Here is a 13,921-nt window from a genome sequence, read left to right as displayed (position 1 = left end):
TTCGCCGAAGGCCAGTCCGATATCGGCACCCATGTGCTGCCGTTTCGTTCGGCGCTGATCGGCGCCGCCCAGCACGCCATGGAGGAAGCCGGCGCCGGCGAGGTGATGATCCAGCCCCTGACCATCGCCTATACCAAGCTGCAGGGCCTCCCCGTCGGTCGCACCGACCGTTCCTTCATCGCCTGGATCAAGTCCAAGTCGGTCAAGCAAAACATCAAGGAAATCCTGACCGGCGGCACCCGCGAAGTCACCCTCGCCTTCGGCACCCCCCGCCCCCTCGGCGCCGGCACCAACCGCAAGGAGCTGGCCAAGCAGATGGAAAACGAGGTGCGGCGGATGCTGGTAGCGCTCAACCGCGGCACGCCACTGCCGGTGGCGGTGGCGGTGGAGTAAGCTTCGCAGCCCTCAGTCGGGTGCCTTCTCCCCTTGCGGGAGAAGGTGGCGCGAAGCGCCGGATGAGGGGTCCCGCAACCGGAGGTTGCGCGATCGGAGCGAAAGCGACGAGCGACTGAGTGCGCGGAGAGATACCCCTCATCCGCCCTTCGGGCACCTTCTCCCGCAAGGGGAGAAGGCACCAGCTCAGCCCCCCTCCACAATACAAAACAGGTTCCGCTCCGGATCGGCCATCACCGTATAGCCCTCCGCCTCGCGCTCCACTGTCGCCCCAAGCCCGAGCAGCCGTGCTCTTTCCGCCGTCCGGTCCGCCACCAGCACGTCGAGATGGATCCGCCCCTGGTCGCGCCTGCGATCGATCTCCTGGAAGCACAGCGTCGGCCCCGGACCGTCCACCATCACCGTCGGGTCGGTCGCCGGCGTCAGCCCCAGCGCCGCCAGCCGGGCGATCTCGGCCTCGTCATAGGCGCGCACCGCATAGCCCGTCAGCACCGCGGCCCAGAACCGCGCCAGCGGCGCCGCCTCCCGGCAATCGAACACGATCTCCTTCAGGGTCCCGCTCATCGCAGTGCCTGCTCGAAATCCGCGATGATATCGCCCGCGTCCTCGATCCCCACCGACACCCGGAACACCCCCTCGCCGGCCCTATCGCGATAGGCCCGCTCATCCGCCAGCGCGAAGGACGAGCGCAAGATGTCGTCCGTCCCGATGTAGAAGCACAGCGACTTGGTTTTCCCCAGCGACACCGCGTAACTCACGGTCTTCAGTCGCTCGGCCAGCTGCCGCGCCATCCCGGCGCTGTCCGATTTCACCGAAAAGCTCAGCAGCCCGGAGAAATTCCGCATCTGCCGGCGTGCCAGCTCCGCCTGCTCATGGCTCGCGAGGCCCGGCCACAGCACCCGCCGCACCTTCGGATGCCCCTCCAGCCACTCCCCCACCGCCCGCGCATTGGCCTGATGCTTTTCCATCCGCAGCGGTAGCGTCTCGATCCCCCTGAGGATCAGGTAGGCCGAGAACGGCGACAGCGCCGCCCCATGGTGGATCAGCACATCCCGGCGCAACTCCGCGAGCCGATCAGCCCGCCCGATCACCGCACCGCCCAGCGCATCGCCATGCCCGCAAATGTATTTGGTCAGCGCGTGGCACACGTAGTCGGCCCCGAGCGCGATCGGATTGGTCCCCACCGGCGTCGCAATCGTCGAATCCACCGAAAGCTCCGCCCCGCCGGCATGCGCAATGGCCGCCACCGCCGCGATATCGGTCAGCTTCAGGATCGGGTTGGCCGGCGTCTCGATATGGACGAGCCGCGTGTTCGGCCGCATCGCCGCCGCGACATTCTGCGGGTCCGAGCTATCGACAAACGACACCTCCACCCCCTGCCGCGGCAGCGCCTGCCGGGCATATTCGGCGACGCCCGCATAGCACACATCCGAGAGCACCAGATGGTCCCCGCTCTTCAGCCGCCCGGCAAACAACCCGGTGATCGCCGCCATCCCCGAGGCAAAGCTCAGCGCCGCCTCCCCGCCCTCGAGCAGCGCCAGCCGCTTCTCAAGCAGCTCCAGCGTCGGGTTGCTCCAGCGGGTATAGAAATGCGGCGCATCGTCGGTGAGGTCGGAGGCCGAAAACCCCACCGCATCAGGATGGGTGAAATAGGTGGTCGACAGAACCGGCGCCGGTGCCAGCGGCTCACCGATGACACGCGTTCCATCGCCACCGTGCAGGACGAGAGTTTCGAGGTTTATGGGCATGGCTTCCTCCGGAGGGGGAAGGTGCCCCAATCCTGAGCTTGGGGCCACCCACCAGCCCATCGCTTTTGCACTCCCACTGACTTCGGTGTATTCACCCGCCCATGACCGAGCACACGCCCAAAAAGCTGTTCATCAAGACCTACGGTTGCCAGATGAACGTCTACGATTCCGACCGCATGGCGGATGCGCTGGCGCCGCACGGGTACGAACCGACCCACGACATGGCCGATGCCGACCTCGTCGTCCTCAACACCTGCCACATCCGCGAAAAGGCCTCGGAAAAGGTGTTCTCCGAACTCGGCCGCCTGCGCGACCTGCGCGAGGAGCGCCGCGCCAGCGGCCACGAGCTGATGATCGGCGTCGCCGGCTGCGTCGCCCAGGCCGAAGGCGACGAGATCGTCCGCCGCGCCCCCGCCGTCGATCTGGTGTTCGGCCCGCAATCCTATCACCGCCTGCCCGAGCTGATCGCGCGCGCCCATAACGGCGCCAAGGTGGTCGACACCGACTTCCCGCAGGAGGACAAGTTCGAGCATCTGCCCGCGGCGAAAAGGGAAGTCACTCTCGCCCGCGGCCTCACCGCCTTCCTCACCGTGCAGGAAGGCTGCGACAAGTTCTGCTCGTTCTGCGTCGTCCCCTATACCCGCGGCACCGAGGTTTCCCGCCCGGTCGAGCAGGTGCTGCGCGAGGCGCGGAACCTCGCCGATGCCGGGGTGCGCGAACTCACGCTGCTGGGCCAGAACGTCAACGCCTATCACGGCCTCGATGTCCGTGGCCGCACCGTCGGGCTCGGCGAACTCTGCTACCGCCTGTCGCTGATTCCCGGCATCGCCCGCATCCGCTACACCACCTCGCACCCGCTCGACATGACCGACGAGCTGATCGAGGCGCATCGCGATCTCGACGCGCTGATGCCCTACCTGCACCTGCCGATCCAGTCCGGCTCCGACCGCATCTTGAAGGCCATGAACCGCCGCCACAGCCGCGCCGACTACATGTCGGTGATCGAGCGCATCATGGCTGCCCGTCCGGACATGGCGCTGTCGGGCGATTTCATCGTCGGCTTTCCCGGCGAGACCGATGCCGATTTCGAGGAAACCCTGCAGGTGGCCAGGGACGTCGGCTACGCCTCCGCCTACACCTTCAGATACTCTATCCGCCCCGGCACGCCCGGCGCCGGCATGCCCGACCAGGTCGCCGAACCCGTCAAGGCCGAGCGCCTCGCCCGGCTCAACGCACTTATCACCACCCAAATGCGCGATTTCGGCATCTCCGTCGTCGGCCGCATTCTGCCGGTGCTGATCGAGAAGGCCGGCCGCATGCCGGGCCAGGTCGGCGGCCGTTCGCCCTATCTACAGGCGGTGCACATGGAAGGTTCGACGCGGTTGATCGGGCAGATCGTGCCGGTCGAAATCGTCGCTGCCGGGAATAATTCCCTTACTGGCAAGATTGTCACAGACGTGGAACCGAATTCTGCTAGCGTTATTGAGTCTCAAGCCATGGCGACCCATATCTGAGCGGCCGTCCCCCAGGAGCCCCAGAGATTTTGAGCAGGCATTTGCCCCCGTCTACCGACCACGGCCCATCCTCCCAGCTTGAACTCGCCTTCGAAGACAACAAGCTCGCCGCACAACTCTACGGCGATTTTGACCAGCACCTTGCTTTGATCGAGCAACGTCTCAGCGTGCAGGCGACGCCGCGCGGCAACCACGTCATGCTGAAGGGCGGGGCCGGGTCCGTCGACCAGGCGCGCCGCGTGCTCGAGTCGCTCTACGAGCAGCTCGAGGAAGGCCAGCCGATCGAGGTGTCGACCGTCGATGGCGTCATCCGCATGATCGAGACCGAGGACAGCCAGCTGAGCCTGCCCACGCTCGAGAAGAAGGGCAGGGTGCGCATGGCGCAGATCGCGACCCGCAAGGCCACCATCGTTGCCCGCACCCCGGCGCAGGACGCCTATATGCGGGCCATGGACCGCGCCGAGCTGGTGTTCGGCATCGGCCCAGCCGGTACCGGCAAGACCTATCTCGCCGTCGCCCACGCCGCGACGCTGCTCGAGCGCGGCGACATCAACCGCATCATCCTCTCTCGCCCGGCCGTCGAAGCTGGCGAGCGCCTCGGCTTCCTCCCTGGCGACATGAAGGACAAGGTCGATCCCTATCTCCGCCCGCTCTACGACGCGCTCTACGACATGATGCGCCCCGAGCATGTGGAGCGCTGCATCACCTCGGGCATCATCGAAGTGGCGCCGCTGGCCTTCATGCGCGGCCGCACCCTCGCCAATGCGGTGGTCATCCTCGACGAGGCCCAGAACACCACCTCGATGCAGATGAAGATGTTCCTGACCCGCCTCGGTGAAAACTCCAAGATGATCGTCACCGGCGACCCGACCCAGGTCGACCTGCCGCGCGGCGAGAAATCCGGGCTGATCGAGGCGGTATCGCTGCTCGATGGCATCGAGGGCGTCCACGTCTCGCGCTTCAACGACAAGGACGTGGTGCGCCACGCGCTGGTCGGCCGGATCGTTCGCGCCTACGAGGCTGATACCGCCCGCCGGCTCTCCGAGAACCACGCGAAGGCCTGATGCGACCGCCACTGTCAATTGCCTTCGCGGTCAACGCGGAGGGCTGGCCCGATGACCTCGAGGCCGTCGCCGAAACCGCCATCCGCGAAGCCCTGAAGCAGTCCAAGGCCAGGATGGCCGGCGTCGCCGAAGTCTCGGTGGTGCTGACCGACGACGCCGAGCAGCGCCAGCTCAACCACCAGTGGCGCGGCTTCGACAAATCCACCAACGTCCTGAGCTTCCCGCAGATCGAGCCGTTCTCGCCCGTCATGGGCCTCCTCGGCGATATCACCCTCGCGCGCGAGACGGTGGCGCGGGAAGCCGAGGACCTGGGCGTCACTTTCGAGGCCCATTACACCCACCTGTTGGTGCACGGGTTCCTGCACCTGCTCGGTTACGACCATATCGAGGAAGACGATGCGGCGGAGATGGAAGGGCTCGAGACCAGTATTCTCGCGACCCTCGGCATTGCCGATCCCTACGCCGACAGCTAGATTAACACTCCGATGAATTGAAGGCCCTACGTGGCCATTAGAGATGAACGACTCCGACAGTCCGTCCGCGCCGCCGAAGAAACCGGCCTCCCCCAAGTCGAACGGCGAGCCTCCTTCTAGTCTCGCCCCCTCGGCCACGTGGGGGCATCGTCTTTGGCACTGGCTGCGCGCGCTCGTCGCCATGCGCACCGTGTCGCTGCGGGATGATCTCGAAGTCGCGCTCGAGAGCGAGAACAACGGCGGCACCACCGATTTCACCCAGTCCGAGCGCACCATCCTCAAGAACGTGCTCGATCTCGCCGAAAAGCGCGTCGAGGACGTCATGGTGCCGCGCGCCGATATCGAGGCGATCGAGACCACCGACACGCTAGGCGTGCTGGTCGCCCGCTTCCGCCAGGTCGGCCACTCGCGGATGCCCGTCTACACCGACAGCCTCGACAACATCACCGGCTTCATCCACGTCAAGGACGCGCTGCGCCGCATCACCGAGCCCGTCGCCGATCCCGAAGCCGCCGTGCCGGTGAAGCTCGTCTCGCCGCCGCTACGCTCGCGCATCGAAAAGCTCGACATCGTCCGCCAGGTGCTGTTCGTCCCGCCGCTGATGCCGGTGGGCGACCTGCTGCAGCAGATGCAGCTCAAACGCGTCCATATGGCCGTGGTCATCGACGAATATGGCGGCACCGACGGGCTCGTCACCATCGAGGACCTGCTCGAAGCGGTGGTCGGCGAGATCGAGGACGAGCACGACGACGACGTGGCGCTGGTCCGCAAGGTCAATTCGAACGTCTTCATCGCCTCGGCCCGCGCCGAGCTCACCGAAGTGCGCGAAGTCATCGGCCCCGATTTCGACCCCGGCGCCCATGCCGACGAAGTCGACACGCTGGGCGGCCTCGTCTTCGAACTCGCCGGCCACGTGCCGGTGAAGGGCGAACACGTCAACGGCATCAAGGGCTTCGAGTTCGAAGTCCTGCAAGCCGACAGCCGCCAGGTCAAACGCGTCAAGATCAAGCGGTTGAAGCAGCCGAAGCCCCGGCCGCCCAAACCACCGGCCGCCAAGGCTCCCGAAGACTCCCCGGCCGCAGAGTAGTTATCGAACAGTCGGAGGTATCCTTTGTTTGTGTGGTCAGATGAGCAGCTGCTTGCGCTTGCCCCAGAGCGGCTCGAGCAGGTTCGGCGCAATGCCGCGAGCAAGGGTGAGACTTCATTGGCCGACCGCATCGCTGCGATACAGGAGCAGCGCCGCCCCCGAAGGGCGGGCGGCGCTGTGAGTCCTGTGATAGGGTTTCATTTCAAATGTCAGAGCGACTACGAGGTCACGCTCCTACCCGACGGTCGGTTCTGGTCAGGAGTTTGGGCCGTTGATGAAGACCTATGTCAGCCGGCAATCCAACTGGGCGGCTATGTCGCACTGCACAGTGCCAAACGGGAGAAGTCCTATAGGCAGGGCACCCTGATTGACTGGAAGACCGAAGCGCGAACGAAGGGGAAAACTGCGATGGGCGTCTCGTTCCTTCTGAAGCCATTCGACGAACCTTTGGTTTGGTTTGGCAATGGCAGTGGCGAGCGGGGTTACCGGCGCGTAGATGACAAGCCTACTTGGGTACCGCAGCCGTCCTAAACCTAAGCCCGCTCCAGATTCCCCAGCACGATCTCACGCCACACGCGCACCGGCGTCACCCAGCGGTCGAACTTGTTGTAGTCCCCCGCATAGATCACGCAGGCAACGCCGGCTTCCGGCACCAGCCACAGGCGCTGGCCGCCATTGCCGAAGGCGCCGATCCAGCGCATCGGCCTGCCGAATGCCGGCACCGGCGCCTCCCCGATATACCATAGCCGCCCGTAGCCGAGCCCATCCGGCAGCGTGATCGCCGGCGTGAACGACGTGTCGAGCCAGGCCTCCGGCACCAACTGCCGGCACTCGAACCGGCCGCCGTCGACCAGCATCGCGCCGATCCGCAACAGGTCCGGCGCCCTGAGCCGCAGCCCGGACGCCGGCGACGCCACGCCGTCGCTCCCCGCCATCCAGTGAAAGGCGGAAATCCCCAGCGGCTCGAACAGCGCCTCGCGGGCGAACTCACCCAGTGGCTTGCCCGCTCCACGCTCGATCAGCGCGCCGATCGGCGCCACCGCGCCGCCGGAATGGATCCATTTCTCTCCCGGCGCCGCGACGATCGGCCGGTCGAGCACGAACCGGTAGCGGTCCGGCGCCAGCTCCATGGCGATCTCGCTATTGGTCGGGTCGGTGTAGGGCTTCGATTCGTCCCACTCCATCCCCATGGTCATGTTGAGCGTGTGCTCGATGGTCACCTTGCGCCGCGCCGGGTCGGCAACGAGGTCCGGATATTCGGGGAAAGCATCGATCACCGGCGCCCCAACCGGCGGCACCAGCCCGCGCTCGAGCGCGATGCCGTAGAGCAGCCCGACAACGCTCTTGGTGACGGAGCGCAGGTCGTGCAGCACCTCCGGCCCGAAGCTCACCCGGCCCAGCGAATCGCCCCAGCTTTCGTCCTCGCCCCGGTAATATTCCTCGAGCACCAGCTTGCCGGCCCGGCTCACCGCCACCGTGTGCATGGGCAGCAGCAGCCCCGATTCGAGCCCCGCCGCCAGCTTCCGCTCGAGATTGGCGGCAAATCCCGCGTCCCCGGGTGCCGTCCTCGCCCACTCCGTTACGTCTCGTCTCCGTTGCTACCCCCGCCGCGCCGCAGCGCGGCTATGCCGCCTTGACCCGGCGCCCCCGCCTCGCGACCTTGCCACATGCCCTGTGATTCGAGCGCCGCATGACCTGGCTCGCCGAGACCGTGATGCTGAGCCATGGCTGGCGGCGTTTCTTGATCCTCGTTGCGGCGGGCGCGCTCGCCGCCGCCTCGGTGCCGCCGTTCTTCCTCCTCCCCGCGCTGTTCCTCGCGCTCCCCATCTGGGTCTGGGCCCTCGATGGGGCCGAGCGCCGGCACGGCTGGCGGCGGCTCGTGGGGCCCGCCTTCCATATCGGCTTTGCCTTCGGGCTCGGCTATTTCACCGTGGCGCTCCATTGGCTGGGCGCGGCCTTCTTCGAGGAGGGCGGCTTCTTCCTCCTCCTCATGCCCTTCGCCATTGTCGGGCTCGCCGCCATCCTCTCGATCTTCTGGGGGCTCGGCAGCGCGCTGGCGCATCTCCTCTGGTCGGGCGGCGCCTTCCGCATCGTCACCCTTGCAAGCTTCCTGGCGCTGGCCGAATGGGCGCGCGGGCACCTGTTTTCCGGCTTCCCCTTCGATCTCATCGGCTATGCGCTCACCGCCAATGACGAGATGCTGCAGCTCGCCTCGGTGATCGGCACCTACGGCCTCACCTTCCTCGCCGCCCTCATCGCCATGACCCCGGCGCTGATCTGGCCCGCCGACCAGCGCGGCGTGGTGCGCCGCCTGATCCCGTTCTTCCTCGCGGTCGCCGTCATCGCGGCGCAGGTCGCCTATGGCAACTGGCGGCTCACCAACACCCCGCTCGTCCCCCGCACCGACATGAAGGTGCGGATGGTCCAGCCGATGATCCTCGACCATGCCGACTGGAGCGCCGCCGATCCCGACGCCATCATCAACCAGCTGATCAGCCTCTCGGAGAGCAAGCTCACCCCCACCGACCCCGGTCTCGCCGGCATCACCCAGCTGGTCTGGCCGGAATCGGTGTTCCCGTTCTTCCTCACTAACTATCCCGACGGCATCGCCCGCATCGCCCGCATGCTGCCCGATACGACGCTGCTGCTGACCGGTGCGCCGCGCGAGCCGATCGGCGACGACGGCCTGCCGATCCGCGACAATCCGGGCTACAATTCCATCCTCGCCATCGACAGCAAGGGCGAGGTCGTCGCCAGCTACGACAAGTCCCACCTCGTGCCGTTCGGCGAATACCTGCCGTTCCAGCCGTTCTGGCGGCTGTTCGGCATCAACCAGTTCGTCCCCGGCACCAACGGCTGGGCCGCCGGCGACGGCCGCCGCCTCATGACCCCGCCCGGCACGCCGCCCTTCCTGGCGCTGGTCTGCTACGAGGCGGTGTTCCCCGGCGATATCGGCGATCCGTCCCAGGCCCAGTTCATCCTCAACATCACCAATGACGCCTGGTTCATGGGTTCGATCGGCCCCGCCCAGCATGCCCACCACGCGCGCCTCCGCGCCGTCGAGACCGGCCTGCCGCTGCTGCGCGCCGCCAATTCCGGCGTCACCCTCAGCGTCGATCCGCTCGGCCGAATCACCGCGCGACTCGCCGAAAACGAGGTCGGCGTGCTCGATGTCGTCCCCGCCGAGCCCATCGCCGGCGGCACGCTGTTCACCCGCTTCGGCGACCTGCCCTTCTGGGTCGCCATCGGGCTCGGCATCCTAGGTTCGCTCGTTGCGGCGCGCCGTCCGCGGCGTATCGAATGAATATTCCACGACAGTGCCCAGCTAGGACATAAAGCTTCCTTTATATCACTTGACCGCGCGCTGCCTGAGTGGCAGAACACACGCCAACTATGCGATTTTCGCATTTTTTGAGCACTTTTCGGGGGTTTAGCCTTGGCCCGGTCTTCCTATCTCTTCACTTCGGAATCGGTCTCCGAGGGTCATCCCGACAAAGTCTGCGACCGGATTTCCGACGAGATCGTCGACCTGGTGTTCCGCGAGGCGCGGAAAGCCGGCATGGATCCGGCCAAGGTGCGCATCGCCTGCGAGACCCTCGCCACCACGAACCGCGTCGTCATCGCCGGTGAGGTCCGCGTCCCCGAGACGCTGCTGAAAAAGGGCAAGGACGGCAAGATCCTGATCGACGCCGCCGGCCATCCGGTGGTCAATCCCGCGAAGTTCAAATCGACCGCCCGCAAGGCCATCAAGGCCATCGGCTACGAGCAGTCGGGCTTCAGCTGGAAGACCGCCCGCATCGACGTGCTGCTGCACGGCCAGTCGGCCGATATCGCGCAGGGTGTCGATGAGGCCGGCAACAAGGATGTCGGCGCCGGCGACCAGGGCATCATGTTCGGCTATGCCAGCCGCGAGACCCCCGAACTGCTGCCCGCCCCGATCTACTACGCCCACAAGATCCTCGAGGCGCTGAACATCGCCCGCAAGGCCGGCGAGGGCGCCGCCATCAAGCTCGGCCCCGACGCCAAGAGCCAGGTCACCATCCGCTACGAGAACGGCAAGCCGGTCGCCGTCACCCAGATCGTGGTTTCGACCCAGCATATCGACGAGAGCCTCAGTTCCGACGACGTGCGCCAGATCATCGAGCCCTATGTCCGCGCCTCGTTCCCCGAGGGCTGGATCAGCGCCGACACCGTCTGGCACGTCAATCCGACCGGCAAGTTCGTCGTCGGCGGTCCCGACGGCGACGCCGGCCTCACCGGCCGCAAGATCATCGTCGACACCTATGGCGGCGCGGCCCCGCATGGCGGCGGCGCCTTCTCGGGCAAGGACCCCACCAAGGTCGATCGCTCGGCCGCCTATGCGGCGCGCTACCTCGCCAAGAATGTCGTCGCCGCCGGCCTCGCCGACCGCGCCACCATCCAGTTGAGCTACGCCATAGGGGTGGCCAAGCCCCTGTCGATCTATGTCGACCTCCACGGCACCGGCAAGGTCGAGGAAGCCACTCTCGAAACCGTCCTCGGCGAAGTCTTCGACCTCAGCCCCCGCGGCATCCGCACCAGGCTCGACCTCAACAAGCCGATCTACGCCAAGACCTCCGCCTACGGCCATTTCGGCCGCAAGCCCGGCCGCGACGGCAGCTTCTCGTGGGAAAAGATCGACCTCGTCCCGGCCCTGAAAGCCGCGGTAAAGGCGGCTTGAGTTAGCCCGCGCACGGGGTCATTCCCGCGCAAGCGGGAACCTCCGTTTGCGGTCGTGCCACGTGCAGAAAAACAGAGGTTCCCGCTTTCGCGGGAATGACCCGGTGGGCGTTTTGAAAACCACAGACAAACCCCACCACCCGTTAACCCTCGCCGGCGAGCCGCGCGCCTTCTTCGGCCGCCGTTCGGGCAAACGCCTGCACAAGGGCCAGGACCGGCTGTTCAAGGAACTCCTCCCCGAGATCGAGATCACGCTGGGCGACACTTCGCTCGACCCAGCCGCCCTCTTTCCCACCGCACCTGCAAAAATCGTTATCGAGATCGGCTACGGCGGCGGCGAACATCTGTCGCTCGAGGCGCGGCGTCACCCCGATACCGGCTTCATCGGCTGCGAAGTCTTTTGCGGCGGCATCGCCAAGCTGCTGCAGCAGATCGACGAGGAGGGGCTCGACAATATCCGCCTCTTCACCGACGACGCGCTGAAACTATTGCAGAAGCTTCCCGATACCTGCCTCGACGGGGCATATTTGCTCTATCCCGACCCTTGGCCGAAGGCGCGCCATCACAAGCGCCGCTTCATCTCGCCGCTGACCTTGCAGGAACTTGTGCGCACGATGAAACCCGGCACGCTGTTTCGCTTCGCCACCGATATCGAGGACTATGCGAACTGGACTCTCGCCCACATCCTGCGGGCTCCGGAATTCCGTTTCGCGCCCGAGCGGCCGGGCCTCTGGCACGAGCCCTATGACGGCTGGGAGCCGACACGCTACGAGGAAAAGGCCCGCGCCGATGGCCGGCTCCGAAGCTTTTATCTAAGCTTCGAGCGCATCGAGGGCCGTCATCACGAATAGTTGCACACTATAATTCTGCTCCAGACCGGGCCCAATCACGGCAGGGCGCATTTGTTACCAGAAAGTAATGGAACGTTTAGGCAACGACTGGTCGATTTCCGGGGTTGGGCTCTGGAAAAATCATGCAGGGATACGATATGCGCCCCTGGGGACATAGCGCCGACCGGTAACGGCTGGCCTCACTCTTGAGGAGTAGGCGAATGCGTCAGCAGAATCGTCCGCCAGTGAACCAGGCTGTAATCGAAGAACTCCTGACCACGCGGAACAGCAAATGGACGCTGACCGTGGTGCTGCATCTTCGGCACGCAACCATGCGCTTTTCCGAACTGCAGCGCGACATCGGCACCATTTCGCAAAAGGCGCTGACGGCAAGCCTCCGGGCATTGGAGCGCGACGGCTTCGTTTCACGCACCAGCTACGCCACCATCCCGCCACGCGTAGACTACGCGCTGACCGATCTCGGCATGGAGGCGCTGAAGGCCTTCGAGGCGTTCGAGGCCTTTGCCGCCCTTCACTGGTCAAGGGTGCAGGAGGCCCGGCAGCTGTTCGATGCCCGCGACTCCCATCAGCTCGAGCCTTCCGGGCTGCGTACCGGCACCGGACGATAGCCCCGTTCCTTCCCTCTCGATCCCGCACGACGCAATTGGGGCATATGCCCTCGCGCGGGTAGCGGATCGGCCGGTAACCGGCCGATCCGGACTCGGTGCTAGTTGGTGCCGTCGCCGTCATAGAGCAGCGACTGGTTGGCCACCGCAGCGGCCGTCCCGCCCACGTCGAGCTTGCTCAGCACACGGGTATTGGCCGGTGCAGGCGCCCCTACCGGCGCAAGCGTTGCCGTGGAGAAGTAGCGGGTTGCGGTGGAGCCGTCCGCCAGCTTGACCTCGGCGCGGATGACATTGCTCGAAGCCTGCGACACGTCAGTGGCCTCGATGCCCTTCTGCTGCAGCAGCGTCAGATAGTACTGGGCGTCGAAGGTGGCCGCGAGGGCCGGAACAGACAGGCCGCCTGCAAGCAGCAGCGCGGCAAGGCCAAGAGTGGTGGTTTTCATTTTTTGTCCCTTTCGTTTCTCTGGACAACAGGGAAATCGGCCTCCGCGCCTGCGTCGGCAAGACGGAGAATCTGCATCCTCGCCACTTGAAATTCATCAATAGGTGCAGACAGTTACGCCGCGGATGGCGACTATCTTCTGCGATACGCACCCCCCATGAGGAGGGTTGGTTGCCGCAAGGGAACCATCGGCAGCGGCAGGGCTTGCGCCCGATTTCGGAGGGCTGCACCCTGCACCTCGTGGGAACGAAGCGCCCACTCGGCGCGTCCCACGGCGTCAAGGAGTCGCGTCATGCCCCAGAGCGTAAAAATTCTGAATATTCAGCCGGTGACCCACAATGTGCGGCGCTATGAGCTGGAAAAGCCCCCCGGCTTCCGCTTCGAGCCCGGCCAGGCGACCGAACTCTCGCTCGACGAGGACGGCTGGCGCGACAGGAAGCACCCCTTCACCTTCACCGCGCTCAATGACTGGGACCATCTCGAGTTCACCATCAAGAGCTATTTCCACACCGGCGGCGACGGCGTGACCGAGCGCCTGTTCGGCTACGTTCCGGGCCAGCGCCTGATGCTCCGCGACCCATGGGGCACCATCACCTACAAGGGTCCGGGCACCTTCATCGCCGGCGGCGCCGGGGTCACCCCCTTCATCGCCATCCTCCGCCAGCTCCACCACGACAGCAGGCTCGCCGGCCACCGCCTGATCGCCTCCCACCGCAAGGCCGAGGACATCATCCTGCGCGGCGAGTTCGAAGCGATGCAGGGCCTCGAATGCACCTGGACCCTCACCGACGACCCCTCCGCCGCCGGCGTACTCCACGAGCGCATCGACGTGGCCTTCCTCAAGCGCCACGTCGGCGACATGTCCCAGAACTTCTACCTCTGCGGCCCCGACCCCATGGTCGCCGACCTCAAATCCGCCCTCGGCAGCCTGGGCGCCAAGGCCGAAGCCCTGACCTGGGAGAAGCCGTAGCGGGGCCTCTGCACCGGCAGACCCACAGCGCAACTCCCCATTGGCGGGATTTTGCCGGAGAGGGGTGCGGAGCCAC

General features: G+C 65.9%; 14 protein-coding genes and 1 pseudogene. 11 read left to right on the top strand and 4 right to left on the bottom strand.

Annotated features, from left to right (window positions below; all coding sequences use genetic code 11):
- Nucleotides 1-393: pseudogene (locus tag JWQ89_RS19650) on the top strand (1-acyl-sn-glycerol-3-phosphate acyltransferase); the annotation flags it as partial.
- Nucleotides 394-579: 186 nt separating this feature from the next.
- Here the strand turns inward: JWQ89_RS19650 and JWQ89_RS19645 are convergent.
- Complete coding sequence (locus JWQ89_RS19645; RefSeq protein ID WP_299643844.1) at nt 580-957, bottom strand: VOC family protein; 378 nt, start codon at nt 955-957, stop codon at nt 580-582.
- Complete coding sequence (locus JWQ89_RS19640) at nt 954-2,141, bottom strand: PLP-dependent aspartate aminotransferase family protein (protein WP_299643842.1); 1,188 nt, start codon at nt 2,139-2,141, stop codon at nt 954-956. Before JWQ89_RS19640 ends, JWQ89_RS19645 begins: the two co-directional genes overlap by 4 nt.
- A gap of 101 nt (nt 2,142-2,242) precedes the next feature.
- On the opposite strand from JWQ89_RS19640, the gene miaB reads away from it, so the two are divergent.
- From miaB to JWQ89_RS19615, 5 genes are all read left to right on the top strand, one after another.
- The gene (gene miaB, locus JWQ89_RS19635; RefSeq protein ID WP_299643839.1) at nt 2,243-3,655 is read left to right on the top strand and encodes a tRNA (N6-isopentenyl adenosine(37)-C2)-methylthiotransferase MiaB; all 1,413 of its coding nucleotides are present in this window, start codon (nt 2,243-2,245) and stop codon (nt 3,653-3,655) included.
- A gap of 41 nt (nt 3,656-3,696) precedes the next feature.
- Nucleotides 3,697-4,719, top strand: coding sequence for a PhoH family protein (locus tag JWQ89_RS19630; RefSeq protein WP_299643837.1), 1,023 nt, complete (start codon nt 3,697-3,699; stop codon nt 4,717-4,719).
- Nucleotides 4,719-5,192, top strand: a complete 474-nt coding sequence (gene ybeY, locus JWQ89_RS19625) for an rRNA maturation RNase YbeY (RefSeq protein WP_299643835.1) — start codon at nt 4,719-4,721, stop codon at nt 5,190-5,192. The genes JWQ89_RS19630 and ybeY overlap by 1 nt, the downstream gene beginning before the upstream one ends.
- Nucleotides 5,193-5,373: 181 nt before the next feature.
- Complete coding sequence (locus JWQ89_RS19620) at nt 5,374-6,279, top strand: hemolysin family protein (protein WP_299643833.1); 906 nt, start codon at nt 5,374-5,376, stop codon at nt 6,277-6,279.
- 117 nt (nt 6,280-6,396) lie between these two features.
- Nucleotides 6,397-6,810 (top strand): hypothetical protein, encoded by a 414-nt coding sequence (locus tag JWQ89_RS19615; RefSeq protein ID WP_299643831.1) that lies wholly within the window; start codon nt 6,397-6,399, stop codon nt 6,808-6,810.
- Nucleotides 6,811-6,812: 2 nt separating this feature from the next.
- On the opposite strand, the gene JWQ89_RS19610 is transcribed toward JWQ89_RS19615, so the two are convergent.
- Nucleotides 6,813-7,763 carry a serine hydrolase gene (locus JWQ89_RS19610; RefSeq protein WP_299643830.1) on the bottom strand — a complete coding sequence of 317 codons (951 nt, stop codon included), beginning with the start codon at nt 7,761-7,763 and terminating at the stop codon, nt 6,813-6,815.
- 206 nt (nt 7,764-7,969) lie between these two features.
- Between JWQ89_RS19610 and lnt the strand changes: the two genes are divergently transcribed.
- The 4 genes from lnt to JWQ89_RS19590 all read left to right on the top strand — a co-directional run bounded on the left by lnt (nt 7,970) and on the right by JWQ89_RS19590 (nt 12,436).
- Nucleotides 7,970-9,583: an apolipoprotein N-acyltransferase gene (gene lnt, locus JWQ89_RS19605; RefSeq protein ID WP_299643828.1), complete on the top strand. Its 1,614-nt coding sequence runs from the start codon at nt 7,970-7,972 to the stop codon at nt 9,581-9,583.
- A 132-nt stretch (nt 9,584-9,715) separates the two neighbouring features.
- The gene (gene metK, locus JWQ89_RS19600; protein WP_299643826.1) at nt 9,716-10,978 is read left to right on the top strand and encodes a methionine adenosyltransferase; all 1,263 of its coding nucleotides are present in this window, start codon (nt 9,716-9,718) and stop codon (nt 10,976-10,978) included.
- Nucleotides 10,979-11,090: 112 nt separating this feature from the next.
- Nucleotides 11,091-11,828, top strand: coding sequence for a tRNA (guanosine(46)-N7)-methyltransferase TrmB (gene trmB, locus JWQ89_RS19595; RefSeq protein ID WP_299643823.1), 738 nt, complete (start codon nt 11,091-11,093; stop codon nt 11,826-11,828).
- Between the two features lie 200 nt (nt 11,829-12,028).
- Complete coding sequence (locus JWQ89_RS19590; RefSeq protein WP_299643820.1) at nt 12,029-12,436, top strand: helix-turn-helix domain-containing protein; 408 nt, start codon at nt 12,029-12,031, stop codon at nt 12,434-12,436.
- Nucleotides 12,437-12,534: 98 nt separating this feature from the next.
- Here JWQ89_RS19590 and JWQ89_RS19585 read toward each other — a convergent pair whose 3' ends face one another.
- On the bottom strand, nt 12,535-12,876 hold the full coding sequence (locus JWQ89_RS19585) for a hypothetical protein (protein ID WP_299643819.1): 342 nt from the start codon (nt 12,874-12,876) through the stop codon (nt 12,535-12,537).
- A 291-nt stretch (nt 12,877-13,167) separates the two neighbouring features.
- Here JWQ89_RS19585 and JWQ89_RS19580 point away from each other — a divergent pair, with 291 nt between their 5' ends.
- Entirely contained in the window at nt 13,168-13,845 is a 678-nt protein-coding gene (locus JWQ89_RS19580) for a flavodoxin reductase (protein WP_299643817.1), read from the top strand.
- Nucleotides 13,846-13,921: the final 76 nt, after the last annotated feature.

Origin of the sequence: Devosia sp. (assembly GCF_028290645.1) — a bacterium.
In the GTDB taxonomy this organism is placed as follows: Bacteria; Pseudomonadota; Alphaproteobacteria; order Rhizobiales; family Devosiaceae; genus Devosia_A.
The sequence above is the reverse complement of the archived record's forward strand: the minus strand, read 5'-3'. Positions and strand labels throughout refer to the sequence as shown.

Coding starts and splice junctions, on each gene's coding strand:
- JWQ89_RS19645 (WP_299643844.1), bottom strand. CDS start 957: ATGAGCGGGACCCTGAAGGAGATCGTGTTCGATTGCCGGGAGGCGGCG.
- JWQ89_RS19640 (WP_299643842.1), bottom strand. CDS start 2,141: ATGCCCATAAACCTCGAAACTCTCGTCCTGCACGGTGGCGATGGAACG.
- miaB (WP_299643839.1), top strand. CDS start 2,243: ATGACCGAGCACACGCCCAAAAAGCTGTTCATCAAGACCTACGGTTGC.
- ybeY (WP_299643835.1), top strand. CDS start 4,719: ATGCGACCGCCACTGTCAATTGCCTTCGCGGTCAACGCGGAGGGCTGG.
- JWQ89_RS19620 (WP_299643833.1), top strand. CDS start 5,374: ATGCGCACCGTGTCGCTGCGGGATGATCTCGAAGTCGCGCTCGAGAGC.
- JWQ89_RS19610 (WP_299643830.1), bottom strand. CDS start 7,763: ATGCACACGGTGGCGGTGAGCCGGGCCGGCAAGCTGGTGCTCGAGGAA.
- lnt (WP_299643828.1), top strand. CDS start 7,970: ATGACCTGGCTCGCCGAGACCGTGATGCTGAGCCATGGCTGGCGGCGT.
- JWQ89_RS19590 (WP_299643820.1), top strand. CDS start 12,029: ATGCGTCAGCAGAATCGTCCGCCAGTGAACCAGGCTGTAATCGAAGAA.
- JWQ89_RS19585 (WP_299643819.1), bottom strand. CDS start 12,876: ATGAAAACCACCACTCTTGGCCTTGCCGCGCTGCTGCTTGCAGGCGGC.
- JWQ89_RS19580 (WP_299643817.1), top strand. CDS start 13,168: ATGCCCCAGAGCGTAAAAATTCTGAATATTCAGCCGGTGACCCACAAT.